This is a genomic window from Shewanella sp. VB17 (genome assembly GCF_013248905.1).
GTDB lineage: Bacteria > Pseudomonadota > Gammaproteobacteria > Enterobacterales > Shewanellaceae > Shewanella.
In genome coordinates, this window is sequence record NZ_JABRVS010000001.1 from 2,166,223 (window position 1) to 2,181,175 (window position 14,953).

Below are 14,953 nucleotides of genomic sequence, written 5' to 3' on the forward strand. Positions count from 1 at the left end.
ATTTGTTTTATTAGAGGTGTTTATGTTTAAGAAATATATGTTCATCGTGTCTTTGCTGTTTGTTGGGCAAATGTTTTCGACACCGGCGTTGGGTTATCAGCAAGGAGAATTGCTGTCATCTAAGGCTCTGCAGAAGCTGGATCTTAACCCAAATGAGTTAACCATTATCGATTTCTTTGCTCAGTGGTGTGTGTCATGCCGTGTCGAGCTACCTGAGGTCGAGATATTATCTCGTCAGTTAATCGGTCGGGGAGTCAATATTGTTGGTGTGGATGTTGATGAGGATGTCGATGTTGGTTTGGCATTTCAGCAGGAGTTGGGACTCACTTTTCGTGTGGTAGCCGATCCGGATCAGGAATTGGTCACGGACTTTGAACCTACAGGAATGCCAGCCTTGTATTACGTCTATCAAGGCAAGGTACTTAAGGTGAGATACGGTGCCATCGATCACATCAGACAGGTGATGATTACTGACATAAAGTCTTTGGATCTTTCGGGAACAAAGGATGACAAATGAACAGGATGAATAAACTAAGCCTAATAACGGTGCTTTTTTGCATGCCATTCAGTATGACTGCGATTGCTGGATTAGATATCGATCTGAGTGATTTGGATGAGGTGCATAAATCAGTTGAGCTTGAGAATAAGCGTCAAAATCTCACTCAGGATCCACAAGAAGTACAAGATAAGGTCAGTGATAATGGACGTTATCGGGCATCCACACGAGTCTCTTCTTCGGTGTATTTAAGCCAAGGCTCAGCGACTAGCCAGAGACGTAATGTCGAGTTGGTTGTGCCTAAAAAAACAAGTTTAGGGCTGTCTGAGCCTGAATCCTTACTCAGTGGCAGTGTTTTTACTACTGAACTGTCCTCTGATCTCACACCATCAATAGACCTTGAAGAGCGAAAAGATGAGTCGATGTTGTCATTTATTGATGAGTGGTTAGGGATTGATCCTGTCAAACCGTGGGAAAAAGGCACTTTGGCTGATAAAGCAATGAAGCCTGGTGGAGTCGTGCCCGAGTTTGATCGCTTCTCCGAGAAGGTTTTTTCTTATAAACAGGGGTCGGTCGGTGGCAGTGGTGTGGGTGGGGGTGGCTGCGGTTGTAATTAACGGTTTTACATTGGTTATCTAAGTCCAGAATAACTCGCATTAATGACGAAAATAAGATGATAAAATAAATGAGTAAAAAATTAACATTAACCATGCTAAGCGGCGTAGCAGTTTCAAGTTTAGGTGCATTATCGTTACCTGTAGATGTTGAGGCGGCAGATCATATTTCAATTCATCACATGAACTTTGAGGAGTACGGCGATAAGGTTAAGGCTGGTGACAATATTATGTCTATCGAGAAAAACTTCGGCTTGGATTGGACCCTGACAGCAGAGCTCGGCTATGACACGGTATCCGGCGCCTCCCCAGCTTGGGGACCAACCACTCCCGTGTCCGGTAATCAAGATGCATTAAATCGAGCTGAAAAAACTCAATTAGCACAAGACAATACAGCAGAAGTGATCCGTGCAGGTTATGACCCATATCGAGATGGGTATGTGGTGCAGGCTTATGAACTTGAAGACACTCGCTATTCTAGCAGTGCAAATCTGACATACAGAGACGAGCAACGCGATGAATGGAGTCTTGGGCTTAATTACGGCCAAGAGGAAGATTATAAAAGCATGGGGATTAATGGTCAGGTATTGATCTATGCTGATAGTCGTAAAAATCGTTCTTACACCATAGGAACCGCCTTATTGTTTGATAAAACTTTAGCATTTCAGGAATATAAGGACTTTGGTAATGCTCAAGAGTGGCAAAATATTGTTAATGGTGATGTCGAACTTGGATTATCACAGATTTTCACGTCAAATTTCTATGCGACATTGACACTATTTGCCGGATACAAGTCGGGTTACTTGAGTAATCATTATCTGACGGTACAGCGTGAAATCGACCTAGATGATAATGGCACGATAGCAGATGATGAAGTGTTTCTGGCTCAAGATACTCGACCAGATAAACGTGTATCCGGCGGGATTAATATTCAGACTTTTTATAGTGTTAGCTCTGCAGTTGTGGTGAGGCCTAGATATAAGTATTTTAGTGATGATTGGGGGGTAAGTTCCCATCAAATTGGTGGTAAGTTAGGTATTGAACTTCTAGATTGGCTAACCTTAACGCCAGGTTATTTTTGGTACACTCAAACCGCAGCTGATTTTTTTATCGATCCTAGTGCGACAGATCCCTCATTTGCAGCAACAGGCTATGCTACGTCTGATTTACGTTTGGGTAACTTTAATACTAATGCCTATGAGCTTGGGATCAGTGTGCAGGCGAGTCAGCGACTGCGTTTCAATGCATTGGCGGCCTATTATGATAGAAGCAATGGTTATGAAAGTCAGTGGTGGGTCGTTGGGGCAACCTATGAGTTCTGATGCTGGTTATCATTATCGCTTTACTGCCATGACGGTGCCTTGTGAAATCATATTGTTCGCTGATGCTGCTCAATTGCTGGCTGTGACAATTGAAAATAATACCCGGCGTCTTGAAGCTAAATACAATTTTCACGATAAGCGTTCTTGGCTCACTCAGCAGGTTAACGATCGCCAAGTGAATAAAGTGAAGTTAGATGATGAGACCGCTGCCATTCTTGCCTGTGTGCGTCAATACTGTATCGCAACTGAAGGGGTTTTCGACATGACTATTGGTAGCCTTAAATATCAGCAGATCAGTCAGTCAACGCAGAGTCGAGAGCAGCTTTATCTCGACCTAGCACCTTATATGGGACTCGCTAACTGGTCGATTGACGGCAATTGGCTTAACTTTTGCCATTATCAGACGCGTTTTGATCTTGGTGGGGTGATTAAGGAATGCGCTGTCGATCAAGCGGTTGACTTGGCTAAGTCTGCTGGGGCGACAGGAGTATTAATTAATTTTGGTGGGGATATTCGCACCTTTGGTCACAAGCCAGATGGCAGTGCGTTTATTGTGGCAGTGGTTAATCCTAAAGATAACCAACAAGCTTTTTTTTCGTTGCCGCTGAATAACCAAGCATTGACGACCTCGGCTCATTATCAACGACGTTATCAGTTTAACGATGAGCAAACGTCACACATATTGTCTAAAGACGGTGTACATCCTCAGATCCTTTCTTCTACAGTGGTGGCCGATACGGCATTAGAGGCAGGAATATACAGCACAGCGTTAACGATAAAACCGACATTAGATGTGCCAGAGACGGTGGGCTTTGCCTTTATCGATGACACATTAACCCTTCATCAAGACGTGGAGTTTATTCAATTATGAGACGATTACTTATCTTATCTTGTTTTATGATCAGCGTGTTCAGTCAGGCACAAACTCAAAAAGAGTTTTTACCTGTGCAGCAGGCTTTTCCTTACAGTCAAACTACAGCCGACAATGTGTTGACCGTAACGTTTGATACCGCCCCAGGGTATTACCTTTATCAGCAGCGTCTGTCGTTTAAGTCTATTTCTTCCGAGCTTAGCTTGGGTGATCCTGTTTTTTCTATTGTGGCGCAGGAGAAACATGATCCCCATTTTGGTAAGGTGAGGGTTTATCGCCAGCCGCTGACGGTGCGCATTCCCTTTAAGGGGCAGGGCAAGGCGAAAGTGCGCTTTCAGGGTTGCGCTGATGAAGGGTTATGTTATATGCCTCAGAATAAACTGATAGCGTTACAGTCTAAGTAATATTGACAAGAGAGTTGGTGGGCTTTGGTGTAAGATAGCCGATTTTTCGCCTGTGCGGTGAGTTCACCCATAGTTTCTCTTCTATTTATCATTGGACTTTAGATTTTGCACACTCTTGAACAACTTAAATCAGGTCAGCTAAGCGGGGTAGCACGTTTACACTTGGCTGAAAACTTATCGGTATTCCCGACAGAAATTTTTGAACTGGCAGATACATTAGAAGTGCTGGATCTTTCTAATAATCAGCTTGATAGTTTACCGGATGATTTTGGACGTCTACATAAGCTTAATATTTTATTCCTCTCTAATAATTGTTTTACCGAGCTTCCTTCTGTCATTGCTGATTGCCCTAAGCTTGAAATGATTGGCTTTAAGGCCAATCAAATAGTATCAATTGCTGAAGATGCGCTGCCAAAGCAAACTCGTTGGTTAATACTGACTGACAACAAAATAGAACGCCTGCCTGATTCTATGGGCGATTTGTATCGTTTACAGAAATTAGCCTTAGCGGGAAATAGGCTAACCCACCTGCCAGCTTCTATGGCAAATTGTCAACGTGTAGAGTTAGCTCGTTTATCAGCAAATCGATTGACCTCACTGCCTGATTGGTTATTTCAGTTACCCAATCTTGCCTGGTTGGCCATTGCGGGTAATGGCTTAATTGACGGTAATCCCATTAAGCCAAAAAACAAGCCGACTATAGTGCATGTGAAGCTCAGTGATATTGAGTTAGGTGAGCAAATAGGTGAGGGCGCATCAGGGGTTATTTATCGGGCTAAATGGTTAGCTCAACCCACATGTCTACAAGGTCAATCACTCGACATTGCGGTTAAATTATTTAAAGGTGAGGTGACCAGTGATGGCTATCCAGATGATGAATTATCCACCTGTTTACAGGCAGGTGATCATCATAACCTTATTAAGGTCATTGCCCAAATAGACGATGAAGGACAACTTGGCTTAGTCATGGCACTGATCCCAACAAGTTTTAGTAATTTAGGCTTGCCACCTAATTTATTGACTTGTACGCGTGATACGTTTGCGGAACAGACGGAGTTTAGGTTAACGACCATGATGAATATCACTAGACAAATGGCACTCGTGATGGCACACCTACATGCTCATGGTGTTAGTCATGGAGATCTCTACGCGCACAATACCATGTTAGATAATGCGGACTCGATATTATTGGGGGATTTTGGTGCGGCGTCTGATTTATTATTATTGCCAAGACACCAAAGGGAGGCAATGGAAAGCATAGAGGTTCGTGCGTTGGGGTGTTTGTTAGATGATATGCTAAAACAGACCAAGCAAGTTAATGTGCAGCATGGCATTGTGACTGCTGAAGGCTTTGAAAAGCTAAGAAGCTTGAGCCAAGCGTGTATGCAAGGATTGCTTTCCATGCGGCCCAAGTTTACTGATATCGCTTCACAGCTCGATGCTTTATGCAGTGAAATATAAAATGGCTTGATTTTGACTTATTCTAATATGTTACAATTTGGAATAATTAATTATTAACTTTTGATAGATAAGACTGAGATGACGAAAGAATTATTAAGCCGTTGTGGCGGTAAGTGTGAATTATGCGGCGGTGAATCTACATTGGCCGCCTTTGAGTTACCAGAGTCTACAGGCTATGGTGATGCACGTATCATGATTTGTGACACTTGTACTGGTCAAATCAAAGACATATCGACTGTTGACATGAATCACTGGCGTTGTCTCAATGAGAGTATGTGGACGCCAGTGCCTGCGGTGCAGGTGATGGCATGGCGCATGCTAAAACAAATAAGTTCAGAAGCCTGGGCACGAGATCTGCTTGATATCTTGTATCTTGATGAGGATACACAAGCGTGGGCTGAAGCGGGTATTGAAGAAGTCGATGAAGATTTTGTGCCTCATAAAGACAGCAATGGTGCCTTATTAGAGGCGGGTGATAATGTGGTGATTATTAAAGATCTGAATGTTAAAGGCACCACCTTTACCGCTAAGCGTGGCACCACTGTCCGTGGGATATCGTTAACAAACAATCCTGAGCACATCGAAGGTCGTGTTAATGGTACGCGTATCGTTATTTTGACTTGCTTCGTTAAAAAAGTGCCAGTAGGTGAAGAGTAATCGTCATTATTTGTTGTGGTGATATACCGCTGCCATCTTGTCGATGGTAGCGGTTTTTTTTATGGTGTTAAATACTAGAATGACAAAAAGGAAAATAGATGAAAATTTGGGTTGATGCTGATGCTTGCCCTGGGGTGATAAAAGAGATGTTATTCAGAGTGGCCGATAGAGCAAAAGTGGACGTTGTTTTAGTGGCCAATCATTCGATACGTATACCACCATCGCGGTTTATTACTATGGTAACGGTAGCATCGGGGTTTGATGTGGCCGATGACGAAATTGTTGCGCGTTTGTCTGCAGGAGATTTAGTCATCACTGCTGATATTCCCTTAGCATCAGAGGTGATAGATAAAGGCGGGGTGGCACTCAATCCTCGTGGTGAGCTTTACACTGAGCAAAATATTAAGTCGATACTCAATATGCGTGATTTTATGGATACCATGCGCGCCAGTGGGGTACATACCGGTGGTCCTGCGGCGATTGGACCGAGTGAAAAGCAGGCGTTTGGTAATCAATTAGATCGGTTTGTGACTAAACATCACAAACCGATTGACTGCAAGCCTAGTTAACTCCCCCTACCAAAGAGGAACACTGCGACAACAATGTGATAAATGTTACTTGAATTATCTTCCTATTTGTAGGTCATTTTCATTATTTGTATATGGTTATCTACTGTTTTACTTGAATTTTATTATTCTTCAGCCTATTTTCAGGACTTTATTATACCAATGGATATTAAGCTTACTGCTAAATACTGTTTTGATGGGTAAATTGGATAATTAAGATGACGGAATATGAAAATCAGATAGTGGCGATACTTAACAAGTCCCCCCTGATAGCGGAACAAGATTTGGCAAATCGGTTAGGGCTCAGCGGCGCTAGTGTGGCTGAATATATTATCAGTCTTACCGATCGTGGTTTCATCGAGGGGAAGGACGATGTTCCCAGAGAAAATCGCTATGCAGTTGTGGTGGGGGGGGCGAACATGGATATTTTAGGCAGTCCATTATCAAGGTTACTCATAGGCGATTCTAATCCGGGTAGAGTGACTTGTTCGCCAGGAGGTGTGGGTCGAAATATCGCTGAAAATTTAGCACGCTTAGGTTCTAAGACTTGTTTGCTTAGTGCCGTTGGAAAAGACACTTATGGTCAGGCTATTGTAGAGCAGTGTGTGCAATCGGGGGTAGACATGCGAGCTTGCTTACAACTTGACGATCCAACATCGATTTATTTATCGGTACTTAACGGTGATAATGATATGCATGTAGGGATCAATGATATGGCGATACTTAACTGTCTAAATGTCGAGGTGCTACAGACCCATAAAGCGATGTTAAGTCGAGCAGATTTGATAATATTAGATACAAATCTTGCAGACTCTGCGCTTGAGTATTTATTGAGTTATTTCTCTGACAGGCCCATTTTTGTCGACACGGTATCGTGTGTCAAAGCTAAAAAGCTAATGCATTTTCTTAGTGCGATTCACACATTAAAGTCAAACCTTAAGGAAGCTGAACAATTGTCGGGGATCACTATTGCCGATTATAGTGAACTCCCCAAGTTAAGTGATTGGTTTCATGGGCAGGGGGTCCACCGTATTTTTTTAAGCTTAGGCGTTGATGGTGTTTTTTATAGTGATGGCAAAAACCAAGCGTTAATTCCAGCTGTTGAGGTTCCCATGGTGAATGCCAATGGCGCTGGCGATGCTTTTCTTGCCGGTCTTGCCCACGGCTGGTTGCAGAATTGGGAAATCGGACAGGCGACCAAGTTTGCTATGGCGGCAGCCATTGTGGCCCTTTCACATCTAGCTACGATCAATCCGAATATGTCTGAAATATCAGTTAATCGTGTTATCAAGGAGTCAATATGTTAGCGCAGTACCTGGACATAAAACCTGAAGTTGCAGCTGCTTTGACGGCAGGCGAGCCTGTTGTTGCATTAGAGTCGACCATCATTACCCATGGCATGCCTTACCCACCAAATGTTGAAACGGCATTACGTGTTGAGCAAATCATCAGAGATCATGGTGCAATACCGGCTACTATCGCCATCTTAAAGGGGAAATTAAAGGTTGGAATGACTCCTTTAGAAGTCGAGTATTTAGGCAAGGCAGGCTTAGATGTGATTAAAACCAGTCGCCGTGATATTCCTTTTATTGTTGCTAAACAAGCTGATGGTGCGACGACGGTAGCATCGACCATGATTTTAGCGTCGATGGCGGGGATTAAAGTGTTCGCTACTGGGGGAATTGGTGGAGTGCATCGAGATGCTCAGCAGACATTTGATATTTCTGCTGATTTACAGGAATTGGCGAATACTGATGTGGCTGTGGTGTGTGCTGGTGCTAAGTCTATTTTAGATATTGGTTTGACTCTTGAATATTTAGAGACTCAAGGTGTGCCTGTCATTGGTTATCAAACGGATACTTTACCAGCATTTTATACTCGAGAAAGTGATTTCAGCGTCGATTATAGGCTTGATAGTGCTGAGCAGATCGCAGCAGCATTAACGGCTAAATGGCAGATGGGTCTCAAAGGAGGCGTTGTCATTGCTAATCCTATTCCGGCAATGCATCAACTCGATCGCGGCATGATTGATGATGTTATTGTAGATGCGTTGGCTCAAATGAAACAACAAGGTATATCAGGTAAGGCTTCGACTCCTTTTTTGTTAACTAAAGTGGCTGAAAAGACACACGGTAAGAGCCTTAAGGCAAATATTGAATTGGTATTGAACAATGCTAAACTCGCAGCTGAAATCGCGATAGAATATGCGAAATAACCAGTATTAGGTTAACCCACTAATGTGGTATAAAAAAGCGTCTCATGACGCTTTTTTATTGGTGTGTTTCTTTATATGGATGAAGATGTTTTATCATCGAGTTTAATGAACATAAGGTCGCATGGTATATGACGAAGTATGGGTTCGCTGGGAGAAAGTAGCATTTGTTTGATAAAATTCGACTTGTGGTGCCCCATTATGACAAGGTCTATATTGTATTTTTCGACGCTGTCGATAATTTCATCGTCAATGTAACCACTGTGAAATATATGCTCTTTAATTTCAATATTATGTGAACTGATAAGCGTGTCCATTAAAGTCATCGATCTCTGTCTTATTTCGCGATCTCTTTGTTCAAAATCAACTACAAGCATGCCTTCGAAGGTATGAGGTATATCCAAATCGACGTGGATCACACTTAGATAAGCCTGATTTTGTTTAGCGACCATTGCAGCTTTTTTTAAAATGATATGGCTATCTTTATTTAATGCTACTGACAAAAGAATGTGTTTGTAGTTCATGATTATTCACTTATATTGGCTGAGTCAGGATTGATAACGACGATAATGTCGTGTCTTTAGCATCAGATTAAGCGATATTGGCAAAGGATAATATTGAGTAAAGTTAAGGCGAAGATTAAGAAAAATTGACTTACTGTTTGAAGAAATAGTTGGTATTACTGATGTTGAGTTAAAGTAAGGGTGTGAAATGTGAAATTAAACGATTAATTCCAGTTCTAACTCTATATTTGTGCAGTGTTTTTTGCAGAATACGCCGTATTTTTTGCCTGTGTCTTTTTCCATTGGAACGATTAACTTAAGTGGTTGTTTGCATGTTTCACACAATACACTATTGCCTTTAAAGAGACGTTTAATCAGATTTTTTTGTTCATTAAATGACTTTGCTGTGGTTTTGTTTATCATGGAAAAGTCGATTTTGTGAGTCTCTGTAGTCATGAGTATTCTTGTTTAGTTTAATAATGATAGCATTATACACTCAAATGACTTCAAGGTGCAGTATTGTGCATGTCTGAGTTGTTTGAATAAAGTCTTAAAATAGGGAAAATTTTCATGTCCGAAGAAACAGACACGAGTTCAATTGAAGGGGCTAGCGATGAGATTAAACTTGCCGTTGAGCTCATTTATTTTTTTGAGAGTCATAACATAGATTCACAAGTTGCTTTGTCTGCACTTGAAATCGTTGCGTCAGATTTGAAAAGTAAATTGTCTAACACTTAAATCTTCACAAAGTAAATATTGTTGAAAGTAAGCCGCATTTTTATGATGTACGAACACTTCTCACGATGACTCAATAACTTGGCTTTGTCAGTATCGATTTTAAGGGCTAAATGATAGTGATTGTTTATCACTGCATAAGCACAGATATCAATACAAAAAAGAGCAGATAGCGCCTTAACGTTATCGACAATCCAGCCGCGTCGATGCTGATAGCTTTTACCTGTGAGTTTATCCTCTCCGCACAAAAAAACCTTCTAACACAACGATTTATAATGTGGTAACGCGGAGTCGATTCTGCATCGATAAGGGGTCTTCGAGCTGAAGTCATCACCACCAACCTGCGCAAAACTAAGTTGAGGTAACTTAAAGGCTAGTAGGGGATGTGCTAAAGCACAAAAGATATGGCTGTCCCGACTTTATCCCGTTGGTTTGGTTAATGCTAGCAAGCAAAATAATTATGGCTGATGAGATGGACGCTCCCTAATTCGGCGTCAATGCGCCAAACTGATATTGACTATTCAGTTACATTAAGGAGCGTCCACTATGAAAGTTACCACTATTGCTATCGATCTTGCAAAGAATGTATTCCAAGTACTTGGAATGACTGCAGATGCTAAGAAAGTCTATAACAAACGGCTGAACAGAAATCAGCTTAAAGAGCTGTTATGCAACACGCCTGCTTGTACTGTGGTTATGGAGGCCTGTTATTCATCCCACTATTGGGGCCGTGTCGGTTTACAATTTGGCCATAACGTTAAGTTGATACCCGCTCAACATGTTACCCCATTTGTTCGCGGGAATAAAAATGACAGTAACGATGCATTAGCTATCTTTGAAGCAAGTTCAAGACCTAATATTCGTTTTGTGCCAATTAAGTCAGAGGCTCAGCAAGAGGTCTTGATGATGCATAGAATAAGAGACCGGTTAATCAAACAGCGTATCGCTTGCACCAATCAAATTCGAGGATTATTGGTTGATTTTGGCTTTGTTTTTCCACAAGGTTTTACCGCTTTTGAACAAAACATCTGGGATATTATCAATGACAGTGAGCAGAGACCTTTACTCAGATATCTCCTCAACCAAGTTTATGATGAATACTTGCAAATAACTAAGCAACTCAAAGACCTCAATAAGTTGATAAAACAGAAGGTAGAGCAAACCGAAACAGGACAGATACTGCTCAGCATACCGGGTATTGGTCATGTAATAGCCTCCGCTTTTGAAGCTTGTATCGACAAAGGCCAGGCTTTTAATACCCCTAAAGAACTCGCTGTCTGGCTTGGGCTAACACCGAGGCAATATGCCTCAGGAAATAAAAGCCAGATTTATGGTATTACTAAGCGTGGTGACAGCTATTTACGGAAACAACTCATCCATGGGGCGAGAACTGTTGTCAGTCATGCACACAAAAAAGATGATGCACTCAACCAATGGATAACCCAATTAAAAGCGCGAATAGGCTTTAATAAGACCGCAGTAGCGACAGCACATAAACTGGCAAGGTTGATGTGGATATTATTGAAAAAACAAACACGTTATCAAGCACAAATCGGCCAAACGGCAGAGATAATATTGTGCGTCCGATAATGTTAACGGTATCGACTATCAAGCAAAGCTCGTTCAAGACAAGGGCCTGTACTGAGCCCGAGTGGCTGTTGTGAGCGCTTGATAGTCACCTTTTAGGTAAGTGTTAAATTGATGAGAAAAGACTCAGTTCATCCTACATAAACCCGTTAGAGACAAGGGTTAATAACCCGACTGGCTGTTCAAATACTTTTAGGTGTGTAGGTACGGAATTCATCAGGCGCGCATTTTCTCTAAAAAGAGAACGTGTTAAGCCCGTATATATGTCAGCACTATCGCTTAAAGCGAAAAGAGTCAGTCAATAAACACGTAACGAGAGGTCATAGTTAACAAAGAAACTAAGGTCAAAAATACCTTGGTTAGATGAGTATTACCTTGACTAACCGGGAGCGTCCATATATGTATTGTTATTTTTTTAGCCGTTTTGTTGTTATTCTAGAATCCAGTTGTTCCATGGTTTAATTTTAGTTAAATAGCGGTCGCCAAAACCAGCTAGCTGCCCTGATTCAGGTTGCTGATAGTTGGGTAATCTTTCTTCAGGAAAGATACGATCCCATATTTGCTTTTTAACTAATAGCATTAACATTTCTACATGATGACAATCTTCGCCTCTAATTGAACACAGGTTAAATTCATCGCTAAAGTACATTTCCCAGTTTATAGCTGCAAGACCACTGTAACCTTCGCTGGAGTGATAAGGAACGCCATCTTCCATATCAAGCTCACGCCAAAAAATATTATCTTGATCAAACGCCCAGATAATATCCTGTTTTAACTGCGCTTTATCGACACTATTACAATTAGTTAAAGTGAGCAGTTCAAGCATTTCTTCTACTTGCTCGGTTAAAACCCCAAATTCTGCATCTCTATCACTTAGATCTGGATTACTCTTTCCGAAGAAACAATTTAGTACACTATGGAAATTTTTCATATGATATTATTCGCTCGGGTCATCAGGTGCTTTTTGTTGAATAAAGTAGCTGTGTGTCAGATAGAGATAAAAACCATCTTTACTCTCACATCTTAAATACTTCCTAGAAGCGAGCTGCGTCGACCGTAAATCTAAGAGTATTGTTATAGACACATCCGAACAGCAACGCTTTGATATATGAATAACATGTTACCAACTTAGCTCTGTAAAGCAAGTGACTCGCTACTATCGGTGCCTATTCTCGTGCAGTACATCAAGGTTGAATCTGCTAGAGTTACAACACCACCAATTTTAACAAAGCAACGTGACCACCCACAATTGCGTTACATTATATCTTTATAATTGTTGCTGGAGTTTATGTCATTAAATCATGGTACTAAACTTAACAATAATTAAGCTTTGATAAAGTAAGTTGGTTATATTTAATTGATTCTTCGTCAATTTTAGTTAGGCATATTTATCAGTGTTAGAAAGAGAAATAATAATCTTTGTTATCTATTAGAAAATGCTCATTATTGATGAGGTTGGAGTCCCATTCAGATAAAGGTAATTCAATAAATTTATTTACTAACTTCCTCATTGTTTCTTGTACTTTTAATTTTGTTTTCATTCCTTCCTCTTACTCCCCTAAGAAGGGGAAGATAGCGATATGGCTTTTAATAGTCGCGTATAACATTAAACTAGCTAGAAGCTAATACTTCAACAATACCATCCAGTTTTATTCGAAACTGAAAAAACGTCACGGTTAAGTGACGTTTTGATGGGTGTTTAGCTATTGAACAACTCAGATACTGATTTGAGCTTAAAACTGCTCAACATCAAAGTTAACTTCTGGGTTCACATCGGCGTCGTAATTCACACTGTCGATGCCAAAGCCAAAGAGTTTCAAAAACTCATCCTTATACTCGCGATAATCGGTGAGGTCGCTTAAGTTTTCAGTGGTGATTGACGGCCATAGGTCGCGGCTAGAGATAGGACAGGCATAACTTTATAGATTACACAAAAACCCTTCACATCTTAGCTTTTCTAAAGCAAAATATTTATTCAGCTTGATGGTCTTTTAGCCTGCAAAGCTGATAAAGGGGGCAAAAATGGGTCAGGATGTAGTGGCGACAAAATAAGCACATAGCAATCACATAGACTGCGATCGTTAATTGGCCTTTACTTGTATGCTCAACACCACACAAACGCAACCGTAAAAGTGACGTTTGTGTGGTGTTGATGTCAGTCATTTACTTAGACACTGATTAACTTAAATACCGATCCTGGCTTAAAACTGTTCGGCATCTACAATCTTCAATAGAGACAAGGTTAGTTAAAGGCATAGCCATTATTGTTATTTTTTTCCAAATCCATGCCAGTAGACAGGCCAGCTATCTTTCGCACCATAGTTGTTTATAAAATATGCGATAACAACCAGCAGCACGCTACCAACAAGAACTGGAGTAACTAAGAAGCCCAAACTGACCGCTGACTTGCCCGCAAGAATGATAAGGATTGGGTTTGCCCCAGCCGGTGGGTGCAACGCACGAAAAAATTGCATTGCCATGATTGCGACGCCGACTGCTAGTGACATGATGATATATGAATTACCCAACCCGTAGAGTGCCGCTAGACCCACAGATGCTGCAATCAAGTGACCACCGATAACATTTCTTGGTTGGGCAAGAGGTGATGTTGGTGCAGCAAACAGGATAACGCATGTGGCGCCGAATGGTGCCATTAGCCAGGGAACCCCTGAATACTGGCCAAGAAGACACAAACAAAGAATACCAAGTGTACCACCAATTAAGCCTTTTAAAAGTTGGAGTAGTGTAGGGCGTGGAGGGGGAGAGCCAGCGCCTTTTAGTTTATTCATCATTCTTTCCTTAAAAATAACGGTATACCTTAAATTGATGACATGTTACATTTTGGTACAGACCTGTACATGTTTGATGATACCGATCTGTACATGCGATGCAACCGTTTTATGTTAAAAAATAGGAAAGTTGGAGATGGGCACAAAAGAACAGATATTAGACACTGCCGAATCTTTGTTTAATGCGAATGGCTATACAGCCGTTGGAGTTGACCTTATTCGCGATACGGCTGGTGTATCGAAAACCTCTATGTATCGTCATTTCGGGTCAAAAAATAAATTGATACTGGCCGTTCTTATTCGAAGGCATTTACGTTTCAAAAATAATATCGGTGGCGTGATCTATCCTGACATGACCATGGAAGAAAAATTGGATGCGCTTATTGATTGGCACTTTAATTGGTTTAATGCAGAGGATTTTCATGGATGCATGTTTATGCATGCTATGTCCGAATTTAACGTGTCCGATGTAGTCATTGCAGATTCTGCATTTATGCATAAGAAGTGGCTTAAGGGACTGATCAAGGAGATTATTTCAAGTAACCTAGATGACGATGAGCGCCGAATGGAGTCAAAGGCCGAATCCATTATGACGTTCATTGAAGGCATGATTGTACGAGCCGAATTCGATGATATCACTTTGTTTAGATCAATATATCGATTTTCAATGCAAACGTTATCTAAAACAGATTGTTAACGGAGACAAATAATAGTGATTAACAGTTGTTGCGTGCTT

Annotated in this window: 17 protein-coding genes and 2 pseudogenes; 13 read left to right on the forward strand and 6 right to left on the reverse strand. The window is 41.2% G+C overall.

All coding sequences use genetic code 11. From position 1 onward, the window contains the following. Nucleotides 1-22: 22 nt before the first annotated feature. The 10 genes from HQQ94_RS09275 (at nucleotide 23) to HQQ94_RS09320 (ending at nucleotide 8,606) form a co-directional block, all read left to right on the forward strand. A complete protein-coding gene (locus tag HQQ94_RS09275) occupies nucleotides 23-517 on the forward strand; it encodes a TlpA disulfide reductase family protein (protein WP_173294145.1) in 495 nt (164 codons plus the stop codon). Next, entirely contained in the window at nucleotides 514-1,113 is a 600-nt protein-coding gene (locus tag HQQ94_RS09280) for a DUF4266 domain-containing protein (RefSeq protein ID WP_173294146.1), read from the forward strand. The genes HQQ94_RS09275 and HQQ94_RS09280 overlap by 4 nt, the downstream gene beginning before the upstream one ends. A gap of 68 nt (nucleotides 1,114-1,181) precedes the next feature. Then, nucleotides 1,182-2,432 carry a DUF3570 domain-containing protein gene (locus HQQ94_RS09285; RefSeq protein ID WP_173294147.1) on the forward strand — a complete coding sequence of 417 codons (1,251 nt, stop codon included), beginning with the start codon at nucleotides 1,182-1,184 and terminating at the stop codon, nucleotides 2,430-2,432. Next, the gene (locus HQQ94_RS09290) at nucleotides 2,422-3,303 is read left to right on the forward strand and encodes an FAD:protein FMN transferase (RefSeq protein WP_173294148.1); all 882 of its coding nucleotides are present in this window, start codon (nucleotides 2,422-2,424) and stop codon (nucleotides 3,301-3,303) included. Before HQQ94_RS09285 ends, HQQ94_RS09290 begins: the two co-directional genes overlap by 11 nt. Then, entirely contained in the window at nucleotides 3,300-3,707 is a 408-nt protein-coding gene (locus HQQ94_RS09295) for a protein-disulfide reductase DsbD domain-containing protein (protein WP_173294149.1), read from the forward strand. The genes HQQ94_RS09290 and HQQ94_RS09295 overlap by 4 nt, the downstream gene beginning before the upstream one ends. 105 nt (nucleotides 3,708-3,812) lie before the next feature. Beyond that, on the forward strand, nucleotides 3,813-5,168 hold the full coding sequence (locus HQQ94_RS09300) for a leucine-rich repeat-containing protein kinase family protein (RefSeq protein WP_173294150.1): 1,356 nt from the start codon (nucleotides 3,813-3,815) through the stop codon (nucleotides 5,166-5,168). 78 nt (nucleotides 5,169-5,246) lie between these two features. Beyond that, the gene (locus HQQ94_RS09305; RefSeq protein ID WP_173294151.1) at nucleotides 5,247-5,825 is read left to right on the forward strand and encodes an alkylphosphonate utilization protein; all 579 of its coding nucleotides are present in this window, start codon (nucleotides 5,247-5,249) and stop codon (nucleotides 5,823-5,825) included. A gap of 98 nt (nucleotides 5,826-5,923) precedes the next feature. Continuing rightward, the gene (locus tag HQQ94_RS09310; protein ID WP_173294152.1) at nucleotides 5,924-6,394 is read left to right on the forward strand and encodes a YaiI/YqxD family protein; all 471 of its coding nucleotides are present in this window, start codon (nucleotides 5,924-5,926) and stop codon (nucleotides 6,392-6,394) included. 215 nt (nucleotides 6,395-6,609) lie between these two features. Continuing rightward, entirely contained in the window at nucleotides 6,610-7,698 is a 1,089-nt protein-coding gene (locus HQQ94_RS09315; protein ID WP_173294153.1) for a PfkB family carbohydrate kinase, read from the forward strand. Continuing rightward, on the forward strand, nucleotides 7,692-8,606 hold the full coding sequence (locus HQQ94_RS09320; RefSeq protein WP_173294154.1) for a pseudouridine-5'-phosphate glycosidase: 915 nt from the start codon (nucleotides 7,692-7,694) through the stop codon (nucleotides 8,604-8,606). Before HQQ94_RS09315 ends, HQQ94_RS09320 begins: the two co-directional genes overlap by 7 nt. A 71-nt stretch (nucleotides 8,607-8,677) precedes the next feature. Here HQQ94_RS09320 and HQQ94_RS09325 read toward each other — a convergent pair whose 3' ends face one another. Together HQQ94_RS09325 and HQQ94_RS09330 are read right to left on the reverse strand one after the other, a co-directional pair. Beyond that, nucleotides 8,678-9,127 carry a universal stress protein gene (locus HQQ94_RS09325; RefSeq protein ID WP_173294155.1) on the reverse strand — a complete coding sequence of 150 codons (450 nt, stop codon included), beginning with the start codon at nucleotides 9,125-9,127 and terminating at the stop codon, nucleotides 8,678-8,680. Nucleotides 9,128-9,322: 195 nt separating this feature from the next. Then, complete coding sequence (locus HQQ94_RS09330; protein WP_173294156.1) at nucleotides 9,323-9,562, reverse strand: hypothetical protein; 240 nt, start codon at nucleotides 9,560-9,562, stop codon at nucleotides 9,323-9,325. 114 nt (nucleotides 9,563-9,676) lie between these two features. Here HQQ94_RS09330 and HQQ94_RS09335 point away from each other — a divergent pair, with 114 nt between their 5' ends. After that, nucleotides 9,677-9,844 (forward strand): DUF2496 domain-containing protein, encoded by a 168-nt coding sequence (locus tag HQQ94_RS09335; protein ID WP_173294157.1) that lies wholly within the window; start codon nucleotides 9,677-9,679, stop codon nucleotides 9,842-9,844. 59 nt (nucleotides 9,845-9,903) lie between these two features. Here HQQ94_RS09335 and HQQ94_RS09340 read toward each other — a convergent pair. Further along, nucleotides 9,904-10,172, reverse strand: a pseudogene (locus tag HQQ94_RS09340) (alpha-amylase family glycosyl hydrolase); the annotation flags it as partial. A 215-nt stretch (nucleotides 10,173-10,387) separates the two neighbouring features. On the opposite strand from HQQ94_RS09340, the gene HQQ94_RS09345 reads away from it, so the two are divergent. Then, entirely contained in the window at nucleotides 10,388-11,431 is a 1,044-nt protein-coding gene (locus HQQ94_RS09345; RefSeq protein ID WP_173294158.1) for an IS110 family transposase, read from the forward strand. A gap of 427 nt (nucleotides 11,432-11,858) precedes the next feature. On the opposite strand, the gene HQQ94_RS09350 is transcribed toward HQQ94_RS09345, so the two are convergent. The 3 genes and pseudogenes from HQQ94_RS09350 to HQQ94_RS09360 form a co-directional block, all read right to left on the reverse strand. Next, nucleotides 11,859-12,359: a hypothetical protein gene (locus tag HQQ94_RS09350; protein ID WP_173294159.1), complete on the reverse strand. Its 501-nt coding sequence runs from the start codon at nucleotides 12,357-12,359 to the stop codon at nucleotides 11,859-11,861. An 802-nt stretch (nucleotides 12,360-13,161) separates the two neighbouring features. Continuing rightward, a pseudogene (locus HQQ94_RS09355) lies at nucleotides 13,162-13,323 on the reverse strand (bifunctional NADH-specific enoyl-ACP reductase/trans-2-enoyl-CoA reductase); the annotation flags it as partial. 372 nt (nucleotides 13,324-13,695) lie between these two features. Next, nucleotides 13,696-14,220, reverse strand: a complete 525-nt coding sequence (locus tag HQQ94_RS09360) for an HPP family protein (protein ID WP_173294160.1) — start codon at nucleotides 14,218-14,220, stop codon at nucleotides 13,696-13,698. 133 nt (nucleotides 14,221-14,353) lie between these two features. On the opposite strand from HQQ94_RS09360, the gene HQQ94_RS09365 reads away from it, so the two are divergent. Next, entirely contained in the window at nucleotides 14,354-14,914 is a 561-nt protein-coding gene (locus HQQ94_RS09365) for a TetR/AcrR family transcriptional regulator (protein WP_173294161.1), read from the forward strand. Nucleotides 14,915-14,953 lie beyond the last annotated feature (39 nt).

Coding starts and splice junctions, on each gene's coding strand:
- HQQ94_RS09330 (WP_173294156.1), bottom strand. CDS start 9,562: ATGACTACAGAGACTCACAAAATCGACTTTTCCATGATAAACAAAACC.
- HQQ94_RS09290 (WP_173294148.1), top strand. CDS start 2,422: ATGAGTTCTGATGCTGGTTATCATTATCGCTTTACTGCCATGACGGTG.
- HQQ94_RS09335 (WP_173294157.1), top strand. CDS start 9,677: ATGTCCGAAGAAACAGACACGAGTTCAATTGAAGGGGCTAGCGATGAG.
- HQQ94_RS09280 (WP_173294146.1), top strand. CDS start 514: ATGAACAGGATGAATAAACTAAGCCTAATAACGGTGCTTTTTTGCATG.
- HQQ94_RS09325 (WP_173294155.1), bottom strand. CDS start 9,127: ATGAACTACAAACACATTCTTTTGTCAGTAGCATTAAATAAAGATAGC.
- HQQ94_RS09345 (WP_173294158.1), top strand. CDS start 10,388: ATGAAAGTTACCACTATTGCTATCGATCTTGCAAAGAATGTATTCCAA.
- HQQ94_RS09350 (WP_173294159.1), bottom strand. CDS start 12,359: ATGAAAAATTTCCATAGTGTACTAAATTGTTTCTTCGGAAAGAGTAAT.
- HQQ94_RS09365 (WP_173294161.1), top strand. CDS start 14,354: ATGGGCACAAAAGAACAGATATTAGACACTGCCGAATCTTTGTTTAAT.
- HQQ94_RS09275 (WP_173294145.1), top strand. CDS start 23: ATGTTTAAGAAATATATGTTCATCGTGTCTTTGCTGTTTGTTGGGCAA.
- HQQ94_RS09310 (WP_173294152.1), top strand. CDS start 5,924: ATGAAAATTTGGGTTGATGCTGATGCTTGCCCTGGGGTGATAAAAGAG.
- HQQ94_RS09305 (WP_173294151.1), top strand. CDS start 5,247: ATGACGAAAGAATTATTAAGCCGTTGTGGCGGTAAGTGTGAATTATGC.
- HQQ94_RS09320 (WP_173294154.1), top strand. CDS start 7,692: ATGTTAGCGCAGTACCTGGACATAAAACCTGAAGTTGCAGCTGCTTTG.
- HQQ94_RS09295 (WP_173294149.1), top strand. CDS start 3,300: ATGAGACGATTACTTATCTTATCTTGTTTTATGATCAGCGTGTTCAGT.
- HQQ94_RS09360 (WP_173294160.1), bottom strand. CDS start 14,220: ATGATGAATAAACTAAAAGGCGCTGGCTCTCCCCCTCCACGCCCTACA.
- HQQ94_RS09285 (WP_173294147.1), top strand. CDS start 1,182: ATGAGTAAAAAATTAACATTAACCATGCTAAGCGGCGTAGCAGTTTCA.
- HQQ94_RS09315 (WP_173294153.1), top strand. CDS start 6,610: ATGACGGAATATGAAAATCAGATAGTGGCGATACTTAACAAGTCCCCC.